Here is an 18,774-nt window from a genome sequence, read left to right as displayed (position 1 = left end):
TTTGACCCGGTTTCGGTTTTTACCCACCTCCGCCCGTGCACCGTTTATTTGCTTGGTTTCTGTGCCTGCTGCTCATGCTCCAGACGTTTAGTCGGGAGTTGCAGGTAGTGGATTACCAAGTTCACCGGGCACAGATTACGCGACTTTTCTGCGTGAACAAGGACAAGCCCGAGCTGCGTTGCAACGGGCGCTGCCACCTGACCAAGCAGCTGCGCAAGGCCACCGAGGCCGAAAGCAAAGCCGCTGGCTACGCCAAAATCAAGTACGAGGTCCTGTCGCCCGCGCCCTACCTTCTGCCGCCGGCCGCCGCTACCTTGCGGCCCGCCGCCGAGTGCTTTGCCTCTCGCGTAGCTTCCTGCTACGCCTTTTCTCCCGCGCACAGCGTGTTTCATCCTCCAGCCGTTCGGGCCTGACTTTTCCGCCGCGCAGACTATGCCCGCGCCCTGAACGCCCGGCCCACCCCACTGCGTAGAGGAGGGCCAGCGGCGGCGTTCCATCATTTTTGTCAGCCCCTACCCTTCTGGAATCATGAAACTTCTATCTACTGCTCTGCTGCTCAGCGGGCTAGCCGTTGCCTCCTGCTCGTTTTCTTCCTGTCAAGACAAGAACAACACGGATGACCCCACGCCGGAAGTAGGCGAAATGGACCTTGAATTTGACCACGTAGTAGGCAGTCAGGCGCTGGTCCTCGACGCTGCCACCTACACCAACGCGGCGGGTAACCCGTTCACTGTGAGCTTGTTCAATTACTACGTCTCCAACATCAAGCTAACCAAGGCCGACGGCACCGAGTGGGCCGAACCGGAGAGCTACCACTTGGTGAAGGAAAACGAGGCTGCTACCCAGAAAGTAACCCTGAAGCAGATACCCGCCGGCACCTACACCAAGCTCACCTTCACCATTGGCGTAGACAGTGCCCGCAACGTGGCGGGCGCGCAAACCGGCGCCCTCGACCCCAGCCACGGCATGTTCTGGACGTGGAATACGGGCTACATCTTCACCAAGCTGGAAGGGCGCTCCGCCCAGGCCAGCGGCAACGGCGGCCTGACCTTTCACGTGGGCGGATTCAGGGCGCCAAACAACACCATTCGTACGGTTTCGCCGGCTTTGCCCAACGGTACCCCGCTCTACATCCGGGCCGACCATGCCCCCGAGGTGCATCTCAAAGTGAATGTACTGGGCATGTTTAACGGGCCCACGGCGGCCAGCAACATCGATTTTCGCACGCTCTCGAATACCATGGGCGGCGCGCAGTCGGTGAAGGTGGCCAACAACTACGCGGCCGGCATGTTCCGCATCGACCACGTGCACACCAACTAAGTCCGCGCATGAACTTGCGGCTCCTGCAACGCAGGGCCCGGCTGTCTTGGGGGCTGGCCGGGCTGCTGGTGACGGCCTGTGGCCCCGCCGATGAAGCGGCGCGCCCCGCCGAAACCGTGCCGGGCAGCACCCTGCCCGCCAACTTCCCGCCCCCCGTGTACGTGCTGGACCAGAACCCACCCGACCGGGCGGCCTTCGAGCTGGGCCGGCAGCTGTTCTACGACCCGCGCCTCTCCCGCGACGGGAGCGTTTCCTGCGGATCCTGCCACCAACAATTCGCGGCCTTCGCCCACGCCGACCACCCCGTAAGCCACGGCGTGGCCAGCCGCTTGGGCACCCGCAACGCGCCGGCCCTGCAGAACCTGCGCTGGAGCCGCTCGTTGCTCTGGGACGGTGGGGTAGCCAATCTGGAGGTGTTTCCGCTGGCTCCGCTGACCAACCCGGTGGAAATGGACGAGACCCTGGACCGGGTGTTGGCCAAGCTGAACGCCGATGCTGCCTATCCGCGTCGGTTCGCGCAGGTGTACGGCGCGGGACCCATCACCTCGCAGCAGTTGCTGCGGGCCCTGGCCCAATTCACGGCCAGCCTGACCTCCGCCAACAGCCGCTACGACCGCCACGCCCGCGGGGAGGCCAGCGGCCCGTGGAGCACGGCCGAGCAGCGGGGCCTGACGGTGTTTCGGGCCAGTTGCGCGGGCTGCCACGCCACCGATTTGTTCACGGACGAATCGTTTCGCAACAACGGGCTGGACGCCACGTTCGCCGCCGATTCAGGGCGGGCCCATATCACCGGGGCGGCCCGCGACCGGGGCAAGTTCAAGGTGCCCAGCCTGCGCAACGTGGCCCGCACGGCGCCCTACATGCACGACGGGCGCTTTACCACGCTGCCCCAGGTGCTGGCCCACTACGACCACGGCGTGGTAGCCTCCCCGACCCTGGACCCGTTGCTCCGGCAACCCGACGGTCGGCGGGGCCTGCCGCTCACGGCCCCGCAGCAGGCCGACCTGCTCGCCTTTCTGCAAACGCTCACCGACGAATCGTTCTTGTCGAATCCTCAACTGGCCGCGCCGCGCTAGGCTGGGCGTTTTTCCTGATGAAACAGCTTCTACTCACTTTTTTGCTGGGCTGCGGGGTGCTGCAAGCCAGTGCCTGCGACATCTGCGGGTGCTTTATGGGCATCACGCCCTACGACAACCAAAGCAGCTTCTCCTTGATGCACCGCTACCGCATCTTCAACGGCTACCAAGCGCTGGGGCAGTCGGCCCGCTTTTTTCCCGACCATGTGCGGCCGTTCTTTCCCACCCACCTGAACCAGGACGCGGGCTACGCGCACCGCCACCAGGGCGACCCGACCGATTACGAGGCCTTTCGGGTGGTGGAGCTGCGGGGCAAATACTTCCTGGCCAAGCGTCTGGAACTGAACGCCTTCGTGCCCTACGTGATGAACACTTCCCAAATCAATGGCCGGCAGCTCAACGTCGCGGGCCTAGGCGACGTGACCGTCTTGGCCGGCTACCACCTCATTCGGGCCATTGAAACGGCGGGGGTGCAAAGCCGGCTGATTGTGGGCGGGGGCGTGAAGCTACCCACCGGCAGCTTCCGCCGCGTGAATGAGGCGGGGCGGCGCTACCCCCTGCTCAACCAGGTAGGCACCGGCACCACCGACGGGTTCGGGTACGCCAACTACATCGGCAGCTTCCACCGCGTGGGCCTGAGCGTGAACAGCAGCTACCGGCTCGCCTCGCGCAATGCTTTCGACAACGGCCTGGCCCCCAGCACGGCCACGTTTGCCAGCCTGTTTTACCGGGTACCCGTAGGCCAGAAAGTGCAGCTGTATCCTTCGGCGCAATTCTTCTACGAGAAAACCAAGGGCGAAACCTTTGAAGGCCGGCTCACCGGTGAGCACGCCATGAACAACGCCTTGCTGGGGCCCGGCCTCGATGTGTACTACCAGAATTTTTCTTTGAACACCAGTTTTCAGCTCCCCGTGTACACCGCCCGCACCAACCACCCCGCCAGCGCCGGACGCATGGTACTGGCGGTGGGCTATAGCTTCAAGCAAACCAGATACCTGGTGCACCGAGCCGTAACGAAAGCAACGTTCATCTAAAATGTCATTCCGAGCGAAGGGAGGAAGCTGGGTTAGCGTCTTGTGAGTAACGCAGCTTCCTCGCTCCCGCTCGGAATGACACGCGGGTGTTGTTGTCTGTAGAAACTTGATATGGGTATGCGCCCAGATGAAAGCTAAAACCAGCCCCCCGGATTCTCTGGTCGGAATCCGGGGGGCTTGGTCAGTTTCGGCCTAGGTCCAGTAGAGCAGCGGGGAATTGGGGAAGCGCTGCTGCCACTCCTGGTAGAAGAACTCCTTGAGCGTGCGCATGTCGGCGGGCTGGTACACGAATTTGGTGCCGCCAAACTTGTTGCGCTTCACGGCCCGGGTAGCTTCTTCCAGGTCCAGGGACGTGTTGGGGTACCACTGCAGCAGCACGTCCTTGGAGCCGGGCGTGAAGCGGTGGGTAATGCACTCGGCCGTCAGGTCGCAGGAGAAATCGAGGGTAGCGGCCAGACGGTCGAGCAGGTGGCGGTACTCATCCTGCCAGCCCGGTAGGGGCATAATGGGCGCCAGCACCACGCCTACGGGGTAGCCGCCCCCGCCCTGCTCCACGGGTAGGGCCAAGCGGCGCAGCGCTTGCAACCGGGCTTCCACCGAGGCCGTACCGCCTTCCAGCTTGCGCACCGCGGCTTCGGCGTTCAAGCTGAAACGGGCCCGCGTGCGGCCGTGGTGGGGTAGCCCCAGTAAGGTATCCACGTGGTCGTACTTGCTCACGAAGCGCAGGTGAGTGCCCTCGCGCTGCCCAAAATACCGGACGCACTCGGCCAGGGAACCGGTCAGGTGCTCAATGCCCAGTACGTCGGTGTAGCAGCTCACCTCAAAGCTGGTGACGCGGCCGGGCTGCTCGTAGGACTGGGTGTTTTCCAGCAGCTGGGGTAGGTTGGCAAATACCTTCACCACGGGCGGACCGCTCAGGCTGCCGGCCAGGTAGCAGTACTGGCAGTGGGCGGGGCAGCCCTCGGCCAGGTTCATCTGCCAATCGGCGGAGGGCGGCGTGGGTTGCAGGCGCAGGGAGCTGGGCGGGGCGCACACCACGGCCAGGGTGCTTTTGGCGCGGCGGTAGGTGTCGCGAGCGTCTTCGCCGCGCACCCCCGTGAGTCGGTTGTTTTTCAACAGCTCCACTTCCAGACCGTGGGCCGTTACGCGCTCCAGAATCTGCTGGCCGAAAGGCTGGTCCAGGGCATCCGGGGTGAACACTACCCGCTTGGGCAGCCAGAGCTTGGCCGCGTGTGTGCGCGGTTCGGCAACAGGAGAAGGAAGAAGGTCGAGCGAAGGAAACAGCTGGGGTTCGGTCATAGCGAGTTATAACACCACGCGCCCCCAGATAGCTCCCGCCGAATCAGTATTTTACTAGCTCAGAGCCAGTTTTTTACGACCATTGCTCTTGCCCAGCCCCCGCCTCCGCAGCCGGCAGAAATACCTCGGCCAGCATGCAGCGGGCACTGCCGCCGCCAATGGTTTCAATGGTCGGAATGGCCAGGGGCACCAGCTCGGCATACTGCGCCAGCAACCGGCGCTCCTCGGGGCGGAGGGCATCGTAGGCACTCTGGGAAAGCACCAGCAGCTCGGGGCCGGCGCTGGGCTGTAGCGTTAGCATGTTTCCGGCAAAGCACGCTACCTGCGCCAGCGTGATGGGAACTATTTCGTGGCCAGTACGGGTCAGCGACTCCACCACGGCGGCGCGCTCGGTGGGGCTGGCAATGCTTTCCAGGCACACCACGGCAAAGCGGGCGCCCACGCACATCATCACGTTGGTGTGGTAGATTTCGCGGCCGCCGGCATCGTAGGCCCGGAAGGCCACGGGCTCGTAGCCCAGCTTTGCCGCCACCTCCCGAAACAGGCCCTCATCGGTGCGGGCTGACAGGCCAGCGTAGGCAAGGCGGTGCACATGGTCGAAGATAATGCTGCCGGTGCCCTCCAGAAACCGGCCGGCCTGCTCGTGGCTCGATAGGTCGGTCACCTCCCGAATGGTGAAGTGCTGCCCTAGAGTTTCCAGAATATCGGGCCGCCGCTCGGGCCGACGGTTGGGGGCGCACATAGGGTAGAGCAGCACCCGCCCATCGGGGTGAAACGTGCCCCAGTTGTTGGGAAAAACGGCATCGGGCGTGTGCGGCTCGGCCGGGGCCTCAAACACCAGCACGCGCATCTGGCGGGCGCGCAGCGTAGCTACCGCAGCATCAAACTCCGCGAAGGCCCGCGCCTGAATAGCTGCCTCATCAAGGCCGGCCATAAACCGCTGGAAGTGGTTGGACTGGGCCGTCTCGACGTTGAACGTGAAGCGGGTGGGCCGAACAAGGAAAACGGTGCGGGCAGCTTGCATGCGGGCAAAGAGCTAAGTGGGAGGCACAAAGAAACAGGCTTGCCGGAAAACTTCGTCAGCCCAACCGATGACGTTCACAGGGCTTGCTCCCCTCTGGCCTGGGCCCGGGCCACCACGGCAAACAGCGGATCCGAGCGGCGCGGGTCAGGACTGCGGTCCAGCAATTCACTGGGCTCCCAGCCGCCCGCAGCGCGCAGCAGCTGATCGACCAGCGCCAGGTGGCCCCGGTCGTCGAGGGCGCGCCAGGCGGCAATGGCTTTGCTAGGAAAGCAGCGGTTGGAAAATGTAATAACCAGCGGGGCGCCGGGCCGCAGCACCCGGGCCAGCTCACGCAACACCGCCACCGGCTGGGTCAGGTAGTCGATAGAGACGCAGATGGCCGCCCCATCGAACTCAGCCGCTGCAAAAGGCAACACAGGGTTTTGGTTTAAGTCCTGCACCACGTACGCTTGCAGGCGGGGGTTGGCGCGCAGCTCCTGCTCGTTCATGCCCAGGCCTACCACCCGGGCATACGCCACCTCGGCGGGCAAATGGCTTACCCAGCTGCTCATCAGGTCCAGAAGGGTGCTGCCCGGCTTAAAATATTCCCGGTAAAGCTGGGTTACGGCGGCCAGCGCGGGCTCGTCGAGGTGGGTAACGAAGCGGGGCTGTCGATAAAATTCGGCATCCGGGTTCTCGTCGAGGCGGCGAAAGGCGCTGGCGGGAAACGGCGAGGCTGGGTCGGGGTGCATACTGCGCAGGGGTTGGGTACGGGGGAAGATGGCGGGACAGCGCGTTTCGGTGAAGCAGCTGGGACAGTAGAGTAAGCCTACGTAGTACACTTCACTGCCTCCGCATCAGTACGGATTCTGCGGGGAGAAATACGCAAAAACGGAGCAACCGGGCATTTTACGGAGGTTTGGGCCGTATGCGTCGGTAGTTTGCTGCTCTACCGCCGGGCCGCAGCTGGCACGCCGTGAGCCCCCGAATGGGGCTCAGCCCAGCGAGCATTATTGACTGGGCCTGCGGTTGTAAATAATTTATCTGGTTTTGCTACCCTAGCCTAGGTCCTATGAGTTCTACTCCGTTTCGCCCTGCAACCAACGGTATGGCGCAGATTGTGGAGCGCAACATTTCAGAGCTGCTGAAGCGGCAGCAGCTGGAGGAAAAGCAAAAAAGCTGGCAGGACGCCCTGGCCGACACCGTAACCCAGTTTACCGGCAGCCTGCGGTTTGTAGCCATTCATCTGGCGCTGTTTGGCGGCTGGATTGTCTGGAACCTGGGCTGGCTGGGCCTCAAGCCGTTTGATCCTTCGTTTGTGGTGCTGGCCATGTTTGCCTCCGTGGAAGCTATTTTCCTGTCCACCTTTGTCCTCATTAGCCAGAACTGAATGTCAGCCCAGGCCGATAAGCGGGCCGATTTGAACCTGCAGGTTAGCTTGCTGAGTGAACACGAAATAACGCGGCTGATTATCCTGGTAACAGCCATGGCCAAAAAGCTTGATATCGAGGAAGCTAACCACCCCGAAATTCCGGAGCTGGCCCGCGACGTGAAGCCGGAAAAGGTGCTCGACACCCTCGACAACTACAAGCAGAAATTTCAGGACTCCGGCGCCACCGTTACTTCCAGCTAAGCCGTCTACTACCCAGTCTTTTTATAGGTAAGAAAGCCACCAGTGCGCGTGGCGGGCCTTGTAGTTACGGTACCAGCGGCACGGCCAGTACAAGGCTACCACCACCAGCAGCCACACCACGTAAGCTCGTAGCAAGCTGGGCTGGTACGCGGCGGGCCAATCCTTAGCGGCGGTAAATCCAAAATTAACGGGCGTGCCAAAGGCTAACCGCGTCCAGACCCAGGCGCTAACGCTAATCAGGGCCAGATGCAGCAGGTAGTAAAAAAATGGCACCTGCCCAAAGGTGCGCAGGGCCTGACTTATCCTGCCGGTAGAACCCTCTACGGCACTGAGCAGCAGCAAAGCTACCCCCAGCGTCAGGCACAAAAAGAGCAGGGACGGCGGATACTTCGTCACGTTGAGAAAAGATAACACGCTGTAGCCCAACCCGCGGGCCTGCACGCTCCAGGGCACGGAGTCGCCGTACCAGTTAGTGGCGCGCAGGGCTCCAAACAGCACCAGTAGCCCCGTCCCAGCCAGCCGTAGCCGCCGCTGGCGCTGGGCTACCGGCACCAAAAACCAGGGCCCAAAACAATAGCCGGCCACCAGCACCGCCACCCAGGGCACCAGCGTGTAAGCGGCCAGCAACGGCGGTAGCCCGGGCAGCGGAATAACCGTGGGGCCATTATGCAACAGTGCGAGCAGCGCATCAGAAGTGGTGGCGAGCTGAACAGGGGGCAGGGCGTTGTGCCCCGCAATCAAGACGAGAGCCAGCAGGCCCAGCAGCCAGCGCGGCAGCCACAGCACGCCCGCCAGCAGCACCATACCCCAGCCAATTACCCATATTACTTGCAGCAGGAGCAGTTGGTAGCCCCACTGCAACAGAAAGTTAATCACTATCAGCTCCAGCCCAATCAGCCACAGGCCCCGCGTGAGCAAAAACTTGCGTACGTGGGATCTGTCAGTATGCTTTTGTTGGTACAAAAAAATACTAAAGCCTGCTAGCAGCACGAAAGTTGGAGCACAGAAATGCGTAATCCAGCGCGTGAAAAAGAGCAGGGCTGAAGCCTGACTAACCTCTTCGGGGCGTACCGGGGTAGGGCTCCAGAATTCGCGCACGTGGTCCAGAGCCATTACCACCATCACTAGCCCCCTTGCTACATCAATGGCCTGTACGCGTGGAGCGGTGGCACGGCCGCTCCCTGGTAAGGCTACAGCAGCAATGGTGTGCTTCATAGATTAGAGGTGGCTTAAGATTGGGAAGCAGATAGTAAGTACAAGATGCTTCCAAAAATGATAGATTGCACCGTTCTGACTTATAGCGGAAAAAGCTACCGATTTTCCGGAGCCGCAGCATCCGGCTCGTCCCTGCTACTTTACTTGCAGTGGCCTAATGGTTAAATCGATATCCTTTAGCTGAAACGAGTGCAAAAACAGTTTAAGCCGCTACAACAACTAACACTGTAAATCTTATCCGTGTCATAAATCAGGGTAGTAAAAATGGTGACACATCTACGTGTCACCATTTTTACTACCCTGATTTATGACACAAAATCCTTATTACATATCTTCTCTACAACGATTAGCATAGCTTTCACACACTACTAGCTGAGTAATATCTCAAGGCGCTGTTTCACCATCGTGCATCAACGGTTCGTCTAAGCGGTTTCCGGGTGGGCGCCCGCCCAAACCAATAGTAATGATGCTAGAAGAGTCCTGTAAAAAAGCAACCGAAATCGTGAAATGCTCGCCTCATTTGGTAAGTCGAGCAAACAATCTGGGTTTGTGAATTATATAATACCGTCACCCGGAGCAGGAGCATGGGCCTTTATATGTCAGCACCACTTTGCTTCAGCAACAGTTCGCGTAGTTCTCGGGTGGGAAGGCCTTCTCTCTACTCAGGAATGAAGAGCCGAGCTAACGATTGTATGGCACGGTATGTAATGCAGGCTACTACTAATCGACACCACATTAGAGTAGCCAGTGCTAAGGCTTTACACTGAAGTAGGCACCAAACAAAAGAAGCATGCCCAGGGGCATGCTTCTTAGCTTCTGAGAAGAAGAAAGGTCGATTAAGCGCGACGCACCTTAACGGCGTTCAGCCCTTTGCGGCCCTGCTCTACTTCGAACTCTACCTTGTCATTGTCGCGAATTTCGTCAATGAGGCCGGTTACGTGTACAAAAATGTCTTCGCCGGTTTCAGCGTTGTTGATGAAACCAAAGCCTTTGGTTTCATTAAAGAATTTTACGGTTCCTGTCTGCATGATGCTAGGAGGTGAATGATGATGAAGCAACCAGCAGCGAAACCCTATATATTAATTCAGCACGCGAATTAACGATAGTGACACGAGGCGATTTGCCTTTAACGATGTAAACATACGCATTATTTTTAGATTTTGCCTCCACCGGCGAGGAAGAGCTGTTTACGGCTCAGCCAGCCAGAGTGCACTGGGCTGCGCAGCTGCAGCATTGAAGCCATTTGTAGTCAGAAGCACGCGAGGGCTAGTAGACCTTCTTCGGCAACTTACTGGCGTGCTCCTCCTACTTGCTTAGGCCAAATTAAGCAGCCGTCTTTGGCACTACTGTTCACCCACTTGGGAAGCCGAAACGTTGGGCAGCTTCGCTTCGCGGGAGCTGCCAGACAACAGGCTGGGCTTACAGTTGGTAGCCTTCGTTTACCACAAACGTTTTAAGCAGAATGAGCATGCCCTCATCGATATCGGGCAGATGAGCATCCAGGAACGTAGACCGGAACGGGTTGATATAGCCGGTGAGACGGAGGTAATCCTCACCCGACACTACTTGAAACCCCATCGACCAATCGGCAAACACGCGGGAGCCAATTGGGCCATCGGCTAGGGTATGGACGCGGGTGTGCCGGTAGTCGGCCTGAATTGTAGCCTAGATCTGGCGCACCGCAGGTGCCTGCCCTTCCAGTACCTGCAGAAAGCTACCGTTGCTATAAAGAAGGAGCCCGGTGATATGCAGCCGCTGGTTATTGGCCCTCGACTGTCGCAGCAGAAACTTCAGCTCTGCCGTAGTAGGTAGCCCAACAGCAGAACTCTGATAGACGATATGATGCATAGCCGAAGGAAAGGGTGCGCCATTATTGGGCGAGGGTGTCTGCTCCTTGAGTGAGCAGGCCTAACATACTGGTCCCGTTCTCGAAAAACAAGCAAACCGGCGGCTACTCCCGGCTGTCAATGGTTTAAAAACTACCCGGCAGCCCCACACTACGCACAAAGGCCGGCTCCGAATACACAATCCGAAGTCGGCCTTTTCACCCGCGAATTCTACTAATTCTGCTATAGAACAGAAGGGTAGTGCCTACCCAACCTGCACCACAATTTTGCCGAAGTGGGAGCCACTACCCATGTAGGCTAGCGCTTCTTTGGCTTGGTCGAAATCAAAGGTTTTGCTGATAACCGGCTTCAGCTGATTTCGGTCGAAGGCGTGGAGCATGTCGGTGAGCATCTGAGTGCTACCCACGTAAATCCCCTGGATGCGCTGGGTGTTGATGGGCACCATGCCCAGGTTGGGCGCTTCGTCGTTGGGGCCACCCACGGCCCCGATCTGGAAGATGCTGCCCCCGGCTTTGAGGGCTTTAACGGAGCGGGCCATTTGGCCAGCCACTTCCAGCACATAATCAACGCCTTGGCCCTGGGTTAAGGCCCGTACTTGCTCGTCCCAGTTGGGCGTTTCTTTGTAGTTAATGACCAGGTCGGCGCCCATTTCCCGGGCTTGCGTCAGCTTTTCCTCAGAGCTAGAGGTGATAATTACCTGAGCGCCCATGAGCTTGGCTATCTGCAAACCAAAGATGGAAACCCCACCCGTACCTTGTAGCAGCACGGTATCGGTGGGCTTGAGTTGGGCCTGCACCACCAGAGAGTGCCAGGCCGTTACGCCAGCGCAGGGAAAGGCAGCCGCTTCCGCAAAGGAAAACGAGTCGGGTACTTTGGCCACCGAATTTTCCGGAAAGGTCACGTACTCGGCCAGTACGCCATCGGTGCTGCCGCCCAGGGAGCGGGCAGTTTTGGCGGCCGAGAACGAGCCGTCGTGCCAGTCGGGAAAGAAGTTAGCAGCTACCCGGTCGCCCACCTGAAGGGTTGTCACGCTGGAACCAACTTCGGTTACTACCCCCGCCGCGTCGCTGAAGGGAATAAAAGGCAACTTCTCGCCGGGGTAGCCAAACCAACCGTTGGCCAGGGCCCAGTCGCGAAAATTCAGGGACACGGCTTTCACCTGAATTTTTACTTCGTGGTCGTGCACAGTGGGCTCGTCGTAGTCACTGAGCTTGAAATTTTCCAGGCTTTTGGGCCCGTGCAGCTTGTATGCTTTCATAAGGGAGGTGCGCAGTTGCGTAAAGCCCGAACAACCTGCCTACCCTGCCAATTGTTCGGCACCCGCCCGCCGCGGTAGCTTACTGGCTATAGCGCAGGGCATCCTTGCGCATCCAGCCGGTGGTTGTCACCTTTTCCCAGTTGGTGAACCGGACGTACACGGCTTCTCCGCGCTCTTCTCCCAGGCGCACTTTATCGCCCTGCACGCAGTGAGCCTTGCGGGGCTGCGTTAAATCAGAAGAATGGTAGAAGTATGAGCGGGCTACCTGCACTACGGCCGTTTGAGGCCCGACAGCGCGGTCAGGCGCCGGGGTGGCCGTGGGGGCCGGGTCTATTTCGTAACTGTAGGTATCCTCCGAATTTGACGTTTCGGGCTGAGGAACAGGGCGTGTGGGTTGGGCTGGCCGGGTTGCGGCCGTGGTCGGGCAGTTGCTCAGGCGGCTTAGCTCGTTTGTCTTCAGCCAACCCGCTACAATAGCGCCGTTAGGCGTTTTAAAGCGGGTTTTAACGAAGCCTCCGCGTTCCTCTTCCCCGTGCACTACGTCGCCGCGCAGCAGGTAGCGGCCGGTGGATTTAGCTTGTTCGGGAGAAGAGAAAAAGTAGGCGGTTTCGGCCACTACCAAGTATTGGCCGCTGGCCCGAAAAGGCTGTGTTGCATCGTCTGGGGTACCTTCTGCAGTAGTAACCTCAGCGGGGGTAGCGGCCGGGCGGCTGGTTTGCAACTCAGCATCCGGCCGTCGCGCTTTGTCGTCGGAGCAGGAGCTTAGCCAAGTGGCTCCTACCGCCCCTACCCCCAGCAGCACCCCTGTAACCAGGCCGCGGGCCGCCTGGCGCACCAGGGGCGTTGCTTGCGGGGGGCTCCCGGCGCGGGCCGCCGCGGCCGCCACGGGCCGGGCGGCTGGCACTTTCTCTTGCTGTAGCTTACTCATGAGCGTATCGGTTGGCAGGAAACTTCCGTTGTTGCTGACCGGTATGCGTACGCAGTTTCAAACCTTCCGGCCGAGGAAGAGGTAGTACAACTTCCCGGTAACTGCCGGGCTTGCGTGCCGCCGCCCGAAAGTTATTGTTCCGGACGCCAGAGGCAACAAGGTTACTCTCGACAGTTTATGACTTCTCTTGTGTTAGAACAGCCCACCTCTTCGCCCGCCAACCCAACAACTGCCACGCCACCAGCTACCATTGTGCTGGCCGGCGCTACCGGGGCCCTAGGCTTGCTGATTGCCCACCACCTCCGGCTACGGGGCGCCACCGTGCGGGCCCTGGTTCGGCCCGGCGCCACTACCAAAGCGGAAGCTGCGTCGTTGCGGCTCCAGGGCGCGGAGGTAGTGGCTGTGGAGTACACGGAGGCCGCTGCCCTAACGGCCGCCTGCACCGGGGCTTCCTGCGTGGTTTCTGCCTTATCGGGGCTGCGGGAAGTAATTGTGGACGCCCAAACTCAGCTGCTGCATGCGGCTGTAGCGGCGGGCGTGCCGCGCTTTATTCCCTCCGACTTTTCCGCCGACTTCACCCGGCTTCCCGAGGGCTCTAACCGAAACTTTGACCTGCGCCGGGAGTTTCAGCGGCGGCTCGATCAGGCGCCCATTCGGGCTACCTCCATCCTGAATGGCATGTTTACGGACTTGCTGACCGGACAGGCGCCCTTGATTCTGCCGGGTCCGCGGCGGGTGGTGTACTGGGGCGATGCCGACCAGCCCCTGGACTTCACGACTATGATTAACACGGCCGAATTTACGGCCGCTGCCGCCCTGGACGATACCACGCCGCGTTACCTGCGCATAGCCGGTGAAGTAGCCACCATCCGTGGGCTGCAAACGGCGGCGCAGCAAGCCACCGGCCACCGCTTTAAGTTGCTGCGAGTGGGCGGTTTGGGCGTCCTTGCTACCATGATTAAGGTGACCCAAACCCTGGTACCGGCCCATAACGAGGTGTTTCCGCCCTGGCAAGGCATGCAGTACCTGCACAATATGCTCAGCGGCCAGGCCAAGCTGGCCGAGCCCCTGGACAACACCCGCTACCCCGGCATCCGCTGGACGCCGGTGCGGGAAGTGCTGGCGGCCAGCAAGTAACCGTAGGCTTACTTAAGGTAAGTTTTTAAGCCCCACACGCCTTCTTTCAGCCCGACGCAGCATTCGCTGAGTCGGGCTGTTTCTTTTAAGCTAGCAGTCACCAACATGTTAGGTCAAATCAGGCAGCAGGGCGTGGGGCGCGCAAAGCAGCCACCACCGCCAGGTAAAACGGAGGATAGCCAGCGGGATTTTCAGGTGCAGTTACGTTACTTTCCAGTAGACTTAAGCGCCCAGTTGCTGAGGCACACGACTTTCAGCACCCTGCCTCCTACCCTTACCATTTATCTATCTTATGAAAAAGTCAGTAGTGCTAGGTGCCTTGCTCAGCCTGTTTTCACTCGGGCAGGCCGCCGCTCAATCCTCTGGCCCGACCGGCCCCACCCCCAAGGGCAACGCAAAACCGGGCGGCGCGGCAACGCGGGCGGGCAACCCGGTTTTTCCGGGCTGGTACGCCGATCCGGAGGCCGTCATATTTGGCAAAACGTACTGGATTTACCCTACCTACTCCGCGCCATTCGACCAGCAGGTGCACCTGGATGCGTTTTCCTCACCGGATCTGGTACACTGGACCAAGCACCCGCGCATTGTAGATACTACCAGCATTACGTGGGCCCGCCGGGCCATGTGGGCGCCGGCGGTTGTCCAGAAAAGCGGCAAGTACTTTCTGTTTTTTGGGGCCAACGATGTGCATGAGGGCGAGGTAGGCGGCATTGGCGTGGCGGTGGCCGACCGGCCAGAGGGTCCGTTCCGGGACTACCTGGGCAAGCCTTTGGTAGGGAACATTCATAACGGCGCCCAGCCCATTGACCAGTTTGTATTTCAGGATACTGATGGGCAATACTACCTACTCTACGGAGGCTGGTCGCACTGCAACATCGCGCGCCTCAAGCCCGATTTCACCGGCCTGCTCCCCTACCCCGACGGCACCACGTTCAAGGAAATCACGCCCGAGCACTATGTAGAAGGCCCCCTTATGTTCCGCCGCCAGGGCAAGTACTACTTCATGTGGTCGGAAGGCGGCTGGGCCGGCCCCGATTACTCCGTAGCCTATGCCGTAGCCGATTCGCCGCTGGGCCCCTGGAAGCGGGTGGGCAAAATTCTGCAGCAGGACCCGGCCGTGGCTACCGGCGCCGGCCACCACTCCGTGGTGCAGGTGCCGGGCAAGGATGAGTGGTACATCGTCTACCACCGCCGTCCCCTCACCGAAACCGACATGAATCACCGCGTCACCTGCATCGACCGAATGTATTTTGACGCTCAGGGCCGCATTCAGCCGGTAAAAATTACCAAGGAAGGCGTGGCCGCGCGCAAGCTGTAGGCAGGCGGCGCCAGCACTTCGCCGTTAACCTGCAACTTAGCCGTTAACTTCTTCAGTATCATCTCGTAAACCCAAGCACACCTTTCTACACCTTATCTACCCAACCCGTATGCGCCTGCTTGCCCTGGCCTGCTTTTGCGCCGCCCACGCGCTGTGGGGGTGCTCCTCCAAGGAGGTAGATAGGCGTCAGCCCAAGCCGGCTACGGCCGTGCTGGTATTCTCGAAAACCAGCGGCTTCTACCACGAGTCCATTCCCGCGGGCATCCGAGCCATTCAGGCCTTGGGGCAGGAAAACAACTTCCGGGTGGATACTACCACGGATGCCGGTTTGTTTACTGCGGCCCGGTTGCAGTCCTACCAGGCAGTGGTGTTTTTGAGTACTACTCAAGATATACTGAATGAGACTCAGCAGACGGCCTTTGAGCAGTTCATCCGAAGCGGACGAGGGTTTGTGGGTGTCCATGCCGCCACCGATACCGAATATAACTGGCCCTGGTACGGACGGTTGGTAGGCGCTTATTTCGATGGGCATCCGGCCATTCAGCCGGCCACTATTAGAGTGGTGCACTCTGCTCATCCGGCCACTGCCGGTTTGCCGGCCCGCTGGTCGCGCACCGATGAGTGGTATAATTTCCGCAGTATCAGCCCTGATCTTACCATCCTGGCAACGCTCGACGAAAGCACGTACTCCGGGGGCACTAACGGGGCTAACCACCCTATTGCCTGGTGCCATGAGGTTGATGGTGGCCGAGCATTCTACACGGCCGGCGGACACACCACCGAGAGCTTCGGTGAGCCTTTATTCCGGCAACACCTGTTGGGCGGCATACAGTACGCCCTCGGCAAGAAGTAGAGCCCTAGCTCAGCGCTTGCCCAGGAGTGCGGGCGATTGGGCTGTGTGGACAGTGGAAACTTTTGAGGTAACAAAAGGCCGTCATGCCTAGCCCCCCGGCACAACTTGTACGCCGAAGGAAAATACAGGCATGACCCCTAGGGCCGCGGCCGGGTAACACGCTCTAGCCTACGGCTTCCGCAACACCCACCGAAAGCTGATGCCTTTGGATTCATCGGTCTGCAAATCCAGCTGCCCCGGACCGGGGCTGACCGGTTTGGCGAGCAGCGGCGTCAGGGCGCCATCAGCAGCTACCAGCGCCAGATTTTGATAGGCAATGAAAATGAGCAGCTGGTCGCCAGACTGATAGGCATTCATCCAGGGCCGCAGATCCAGCGCGGCATGCTCGACGAGCCGGCTGGGAAATACGGGTCGGCCCCGGCGCAGCAAGGTCACCTGCGCGTGCCGAAACCGGTACTACTGCTCCGGGCACCCGGCTTCGGGCGCTACTTGTAGCAGTACCGTGGGTAGCAAGGCGCTACCAGTGACGGACATTTCCTGGGGGCCACGCAGCCGCCGGATAACGGGCCGGGCACAGCGTGTTTGAGCCCTGGCCACAGTCGCCAAGCAAAACAGCGGGAGGAATAGCGTTTTCAGCATGGAGGCGGGCTATGAGCACCCTGTTACAGCCAGGAAGCCCAGCCACAAGTATACCCTGCCGGATGGTGTTTCCTATGCCCGGCAATTTCTCCAACCTTATCCGACAGAGCTAGTCGCCAACAGCGCCGCCTGGAGTTTCCCAAGCGGCGCTGATAACGGGTTACTACTAACGAGACCGGGGTGTTTTTTTCACTTAACCCCAGGTACCGGCTCACGCCAGCCCAGACGCGGCAGGGCGTTTTGCAGACTCTCATCGTCTGGCTCCGTACGCTACAGTGGCCGCGGGCAGTAAGTTGTTTTTCCGCCGGTGCTTTCGGCCAGCAGCTACTGGGCTGCCCTGGGCTACTTCAGCTTGATGCCTTGGGCCTGCATTGCCTGCTCCTGCTTGGCCTGGTTGGCCAGGAACTCCTGGTGCTGGGCTTCCGTGCGCTCGGAGCCGAGGCGGGCCAGATGCTCGCGCACCTGGTCGGCGGGCAAATCGTTGCAGTAGATGGGGCCGCCCGGCTGCTGCCGCCACGACTCGCGCATGGTGCCGCCATCGAGGGCGTCGAAGCCCAGCTCTTCTACCAGCTGCATTACTTTCTGCTTGGCAGCGGCATCATCAGAAGCCACGGGCAGGGCAATGCGGCCGGGCGTGCCAGCGGGCTTCCCGTTCTTCTCCAGGTGCTCGGCGAAAATGTTGTTGAACACTTTTACCACCGGGCGGCCCAAGTGCTGCTGCACCCAGCCGCTTTCGGTCAGGTCGCCGGTTTCCAGCTCCGGAATCTGACCGTCGCGCAGCAGGGGGTAGTAGTTGCTGGTGTCGATGATGGGCACCCCAGCCGGTACGCCCTCGAACAGGTTTTTGGGCAGATCCGGGATTTTCTCCAGCGGAATGGTTACCACAATAAAGTCGCTGCCGCGGCGGGCCGCTTCCTCGGCCGTAACGGGGGTAGCGCCGGTTTTCTGGGCTAGGTCCTGCAGCGTCTCGGGGCCGCGGGAGTTGGCAATGTATACAGAGTGGCCTAGATCAGTTAGCCGCACGGCGAGGGCGCTGCCGATGTGGCCGGCACCAATGATTCCGATGTTCATGGGTTGTGTTATTTGGTTCATGCGCCGCTGATGTGCCGGTGCAGGCTGGTAAACAGCGGAAGTGGGCGTTTTGCTTTTTTCTTTTGGATATAGTCTAAAATGAGCAACGCCGCCGAAGCGCAGCTTTGGCGGCGTTGAATACAACGATGGGGCAGTTATCCTATAACCAAGTGCTAAGCCAATAAGCATTAGTGAGCACTGTAGCATGGTCGACAGTAAGTATAGGCTCAGGGTCAAACTGGTTGTTCTCGCTTACCCTCGTCCCTTCGCATAGCATTACAACATGTTTTGCTAATAGCTTGGACATGTTAGTTAAGTAATGCATCAACTGTAAATGGTTATCCAGATGGTTGAATTGCCTTGGGTCAATATCTCCATCAATCTCATCCTCGATTCGAAAGAAGCAATTAACCTGAACTTCACCCACAAGAATACTTGCAAAAGGCCAGCCGTCTACCTGATTATCATCCCAGCATTTTACAACCGCGGCAAAATCTATTTTCTCATGTTCCTGTTCATTTGCATCACGAAACATGACCTTATAAGTAGCATTGATAAAGTCAATCCATTTGCTCCAATCGTCACGGGTAGTAGCCAGAACACATATATCCGGCAATGAGCCGTCGGGAGTGTAGATGTATTTTTTTATATTCTCCCAGCTAAGCTCGGCTACATCGACTTGCATACACTACACTTTAATTATTTCCGCCTCGGAATTCTTATCAGCGCTCCTATAAAGAGAGACCTATATGACTAACTAATAGTTGAACTACAATTCAACTCAAATAGAAAAAAATCACATATACTGTCGACTAGCACCTGTGACATCGTATTCATAGGGATTATCTCTATTGTACACGACTGTTACGGTTGCGCCCTCCGGGTAACGAGGTATAGCAAATGATACTCCGTGAAGTAATTCTGCTTCAATTGTTTGCCCCTCGTGTGTTGTAAACCGAACAATAGGGCGCACAGTAGTATTCTGCCCCCACTTTATTTTATTACGCACTACTACACCTTGCACACGAACCCCATTCCGCTGCATTCTATCATAGTGATTCGGTGGTGGTAAAATAGCAGGTGATTAGCCATCTGCTTCTATGCGTTGGTTATGCGCATCGATGACGAGTTGCAAGCGGATGC

Annotated in this window: 22 protein-coding genes; 9 read left to right on the top strand and 13 right to left on the bottom strand. The window is 59.2% G+C overall.

Annotated elements, in window-relative coordinates:
• Nucleotides 1–35: 35 nt before the first annotated feature.
• The 4 genes from IEW18_RS08085 (at nt 36) to IEW18_RS08070 (ending at nt 3,430) form a co-directional block, all read left to right on the top strand.
• A complete protein-coding gene (locus tag IEW18_RS08085) occupies nt 36–413 on the top strand; it encodes a hypothetical protein (RefSeq protein ID WP_188557338.1) in 378 nt (125 codons plus the stop codon).
• 115 nt (nt 414–528) lie between these two features.
• A complete protein-coding gene (locus IEW18_RS08080; protein ID WP_188557337.1) occupies nt 529–1,320 on the top strand; it encodes an MbnP family protein in 792 nt (263 codons plus the stop codon).
• An 8-nt stretch (nt 1,321–1,328) separates the two neighbouring features.
• Nucleotides 1,329–2,396 carry a cytochrome-c peroxidase gene (locus tag IEW18_RS08075; RefSeq protein WP_188557336.1) on the top strand — a complete coding sequence of 356 codons (1,068 nt, stop codon included), beginning with the start codon at nt 1,329–1,331 and terminating at the stop codon, nt 2,394–2,396.
• Nucleotides 2,397–2,413: 17 nt separating this feature from the next.
• A complete protein-coding gene (locus IEW18_RS08070; protein WP_188557335.1) occupies nt 2,414–3,430 on the top strand; it encodes a hypothetical protein in 1,017 nt (338 codons plus the stop codon).
• Between the two features lie 192 nt (nt 3,431–3,622).
• Here IEW18_RS08070 and IEW18_RS08065 read toward each other — a convergent pair whose 3' ends face one another.
• From IEW18_RS08065 to IEW18_RS08055, 3 genes are all read right to left on the bottom strand, one after another.
• The gene (locus IEW18_RS08065) at nt 3,623–4,729 is read right to left on the bottom strand and encodes an SPL family radical SAM protein (RefSeq protein WP_229728648.1); all 1,107 of its coding nucleotides are present in this window, start codon (nt 4,727–4,729) and stop codon (nt 3,623–3,625) included.
• Nucleotides 4,730–4,802: 73 nt separating this feature from the next.
• On the bottom strand, nt 4,803–5,753 hold the full coding sequence (gene ctlX / locus IEW18_RS08060) for a citrulline utilization hydrolase CtlX (RefSeq protein ID WP_188557334.1): 951 nt from the start codon (nt 5,751–5,753) through the stop codon (nt 4,803–4,805).
• Between the two features lie 74 nt (nt 5,754–5,827).
• Nucleotides 5,828–6,484 carry a class I SAM-dependent methyltransferase gene (locus tag IEW18_RS08055; protein ID WP_188557333.1) on the bottom strand — a complete coding sequence of 219 codons (657 nt, stop codon included), beginning with the start codon at nt 6,482–6,484 and terminating at the stop codon, nt 5,828–5,830.
• Nucleotides 6,485–6,804: 320 nt separating this feature from the next.
• On the opposite strand from IEW18_RS08055, the gene IEW18_RS21670 reads away from it, so the two are divergent.
• Together IEW18_RS21670 and IEW18_RS21665 are read left to right on the top strand one after the other, a co-directional pair.
• On the top strand, nt 6,805–7,122 hold the full coding sequence (locus IEW18_RS21670) for a DUF1003 domain-containing protein (RefSeq protein WP_229728647.1): 318 nt from the start codon (nt 6,805–6,807) through the stop codon (nt 7,120–7,122).
• Complete coding sequence (locus IEW18_RS21665; RefSeq protein WP_229728646.1) at nt 7,123–7,365, top strand: hypothetical protein; 243 nt, start codon at nt 7,123–7,125, stop codon at nt 7,363–7,365. It abuts the gene before it with no gap.
• Between the two features lie 21 nt (nt 7,366–7,386).
• On the opposite strand, the gene IEW18_RS08045 is transcribed toward IEW18_RS21665, so the two are convergent.
• From IEW18_RS08045 to IEW18_RS08020, 6 genes are all read right to left on the bottom strand, one after another.
• Nucleotides 7,387–8,580: an acetyltransferase domain-containing protein gene (locus IEW18_RS08045; RefSeq protein WP_188557332.1), complete on the bottom strand. Its 1,194-nt coding sequence runs from the start codon at nt 8,578–8,580 to the stop codon at nt 7,387–7,389.
• Between the two features lie 836 nt (nt 8,581–9,416).
• Entirely contained in the window at nt 9,417–9,608 is a 192-nt protein-coding gene (locus tag IEW18_RS08040; RefSeq protein WP_019949498.1) for a cold-shock protein, read from the bottom strand.
• Nucleotides 9,609–9,999: 391 nt separating this feature from the next.
• The gene (locus tag IEW18_RS08035) at nt 10,000–10,158 is read right to left on the bottom strand and encodes a hypothetical protein (protein ID WP_188557331.1); all 159 of its coding nucleotides are present in this window, start codon (nt 10,156–10,158) and stop codon (nt 10,000–10,002) included.
• Between the two features lie 87 nt (nt 10,159–10,245).
• Nucleotides 10,246–10,428 carry a BLUF domain-containing protein gene (locus IEW18_RS08030; protein ID WP_188557330.1) on the bottom strand — a complete coding sequence of 61 codons (183 nt, stop codon included), beginning with the start codon at nt 10,426–10,428 and terminating at the stop codon, nt 10,246–10,248.
• Nucleotides 10,429–10,671: 243 nt separating this feature from the next.
• Entirely contained in the window at nt 10,672–11,685 is a 1,014-nt protein-coding gene (locus IEW18_RS08025) for a zinc-dependent alcohol dehydrogenase family protein (RefSeq protein WP_188557329.1), read from the bottom strand.
• Between the two features lie 79 nt (nt 11,686–11,764).
• Nucleotides 11,765–12,613 carry a hypothetical protein gene (locus IEW18_RS08020; protein ID WP_188557328.1) on the bottom strand — a complete coding sequence of 283 codons (849 nt, stop codon included), beginning with the start codon at nt 12,611–12,613 and terminating at the stop codon, nt 11,765–11,767.
• 177 nt (nt 12,614–12,790) lie between these two features.
• On the opposite strand from IEW18_RS08020, the gene IEW18_RS08015 reads away from it, so the two are divergent.
• The 3 genes from IEW18_RS08015 to IEW18_RS08005 all read left to right on the top strand — a co-directional run bounded on the left by IEW18_RS08015 (nt 12,791) and on the right by IEW18_RS08005 (nt 15,921).
• The gene (locus IEW18_RS08015) at nt 12,791–13,750 is read left to right on the top strand and encodes an NmrA family NAD(P)-binding protein (protein WP_188557327.1); all 960 of its coding nucleotides are present in this window, start codon (nt 12,791–12,793) and stop codon (nt 13,748–13,750) included.
• A 292-nt stretch (nt 13,751–14,042) separates the two neighbouring features.
• The gene (locus IEW18_RS08010; RefSeq protein ID WP_188557326.1) at nt 14,043–15,068 is read left to right on the top strand and encodes a glycoside hydrolase family 43 protein; all 1,026 of its coding nucleotides are present in this window, start codon (nt 14,043–14,045) and stop codon (nt 15,066–15,068) included.
• A 109-nt stretch (nt 15,069–15,177) separates the two neighbouring features.
• Nucleotides 15,178–15,921 carry a ThuA domain-containing protein gene (locus IEW18_RS08005; RefSeq protein WP_188557325.1) on the top strand — a complete coding sequence of 248 codons (744 nt, stop codon included), beginning with the start codon at nt 15,178–15,180 and terminating at the stop codon, nt 15,919–15,921.
• A gap of 168 nt (nt 15,922–16,089) precedes the next feature.
• Here the strand turns inward: IEW18_RS08005 and IEW18_RS08000 are convergent, their stop codons facing one another.
• From IEW18_RS08000 to IEW18_RS22000, 4 genes are all read right to left on the bottom strand, one after another.
• Nucleotides 16,090–16,356 carry a hypothetical protein gene (locus IEW18_RS08000; protein WP_188557324.1) on the bottom strand — a complete coding sequence of 89 codons (267 nt, stop codon included), beginning with the start codon at nt 16,354–16,356 and terminating at the stop codon, nt 16,090–16,092.
• 546 nt (nt 16,357–16,902) lie between these two features.
• On the bottom strand, nt 16,903–17,652 hold the full coding sequence (locus tag IEW18_RS07995) for an NADPH-dependent F420 reductase (RefSeq protein WP_188557323.1): 750 nt from the start codon (nt 17,650–17,652) through the stop codon (nt 16,903–16,905).
• A 139-nt stretch (nt 17,653–17,791) separates the two neighbouring features.
• Entirely contained in the window at nt 17,792–18,316 is a 525-nt protein-coding gene (locus IEW18_RS07990) for a hypothetical protein (protein ID WP_188557322.1), read from the bottom strand.
• 111 nt (nt 18,317–18,427) lie between these two features.
• Nucleotides 18,428–18,676 (bottom strand): DUF3592 domain-containing protein, encoded by a 249-nt coding sequence (locus IEW18_RS22000; protein ID WP_188557321.1) that lies wholly within the window; start codon nt 18,674–18,676, stop codon nt 18,428–18,430.
• Nucleotides 18,677–18,774 lie beyond the last annotated feature (98 nt).

It is taken from the genome of Hymenobacter glacieicola (assembly GCF_014640315.1).
Taxonomy (GTDB): domain Bacteria; phylum Bacteroidota; class Bacteroidia; order Cytophagales; family Hymenobacteraceae; genus Hymenobacter; species Hymenobacter glacieicola.
This window is presented reverse-complemented; position numbering and strand designations above follow the sequence as displayed.

Excerpts from the sequence above, each read along its gene's own strand:
- IEW18_RS08080 (WP_188557337.1), top strand. The coding sequence starts at position 529 with ATGAAACTTCTATCTACTGCTCTGCTGCTCAGCGGGCTAGCCGTTGCC.
- IEW18_RS08075 (WP_188557336.1), top strand. The coding sequence starts at position 1,329 with ATGAACTTGCGGCTCCTGCAACGCAGGGCCCGGCTGTCTTGGGGGCTG.
- IEW18_RS08070 (WP_188557335.1), top strand. The coding sequence starts at position 2,414 with ATGAAACAGCTTCTACTCACTTTTTTGCTGGGCTGCGGGGTGCTGCAA.
- IEW18_RS08065 (WP_229728648.1), bottom strand. The coding sequence starts at position 4,729 with ATGACCGAACCCCAGCTGTTTCCTTCGCTCGACCTTCTTCCTTCTCCT.
- ctlX (WP_188557334.1), bottom strand. The coding sequence starts at position 5,753 with ATGCAAGCTGCCCGCACCGTTTTCCTTGTTCGGCCCACCCGCTTCACG.
- IEW18_RS08055 (WP_188557333.1), bottom strand. The coding sequence starts at position 6,484 with ATGCACCCCGACCCAGCCTCGCCGTTTCCCGCCAGCGCCTTTCGCCGC.
- IEW18_RS21670 (WP_229728647.1), top strand. The coding sequence starts at position 6,805 with ATGAGTTCTACTCCGTTTCGCCCTGCAACCAACGGTATGGCGCAGATT.
- IEW18_RS21665 (WP_229728646.1), top strand. The coding sequence starts at position 7,123 with ATGTCAGCCCAGGCCGATAAGCGGGCCGATTTGAACCTGCAGGTTAGC.
- IEW18_RS08045 (WP_188557332.1), bottom strand. The coding sequence starts at position 8,580 with ATGAAGCACACCATTGCTGCTGTAGCCTTACCAGGGAGCGGCCGTGCC.
- IEW18_RS08040 (WP_019949498.1), bottom strand. The coding sequence starts at position 9,608 with ATGCAGACAGGAACCGTAAAATTCTTTAATGAAACCAAAGGCTTTGGT.
- IEW18_RS08035 (WP_188557331.1), bottom strand. The coding sequence starts at position 10,158 with ATGGGGTTTCAAGTAGTGTCGGGTGAGGATTACCTCCGTCTCACCGGC.
- IEW18_RS08030 (WP_188557330.1), bottom strand. The coding sequence starts at position 10,428 with ATGCATCATATCGTCTATCAGAGTTCTGCTGTTGGGCTACCTACTACG.
- IEW18_RS08025 (WP_188557329.1), bottom strand. The coding sequence starts at position 11,685 with ATGAAAGCATACAAGCTGCACGGGCCCAAAAGCCTGGAAAATTTCAAG.
- IEW18_RS08020 (WP_188557328.1), bottom strand. The coding sequence starts at position 12,613 with ATGAGTAAGCTACAGCAAGAGAAAGTGCCAGCCGCCCGGCCCGTGGCG.
- IEW18_RS08015 (WP_188557327.1), top strand. The coding sequence starts at position 12,791 with ATGACTTCTCTTGTGTTAGAACAGCCCACCTCTTCGCCCGCCAACCCA.
- IEW18_RS08010 (WP_188557326.1), top strand. The coding sequence starts at position 14,043 with ATGAAAAAGTCAGTAGTGCTAGGTGCCTTGCTCAGCCTGTTTTCACTC.
- IEW18_RS08005 (WP_188557325.1), top strand. The coding sequence starts at position 15,178 with ATGCGCCTGCTTGCCCTGGCCTGCTTTTGCGCCGCCCACGCGCTGTGG.
- IEW18_RS07995 (WP_188557323.1), bottom strand. The coding sequence starts at position 17,652 with ATGAACCAAATAACACAACCCATGAACATCGGAATCATTGGTGCCGGC.
- IEW18_RS07990 (WP_188557322.1), bottom strand. The coding sequence starts at position 18,316 with ATGCAAGTCGATGTAGCCGAGCTTAGCTGGGAGAATATAAAAAAATAC.
- IEW18_RS22000 (WP_188557321.1), bottom strand. The coding sequence starts at position 18,676 with ATGCAGCGGAATGGGGTTCGTGTGCAAGGTGTAGTAGTGCGTAATAAA.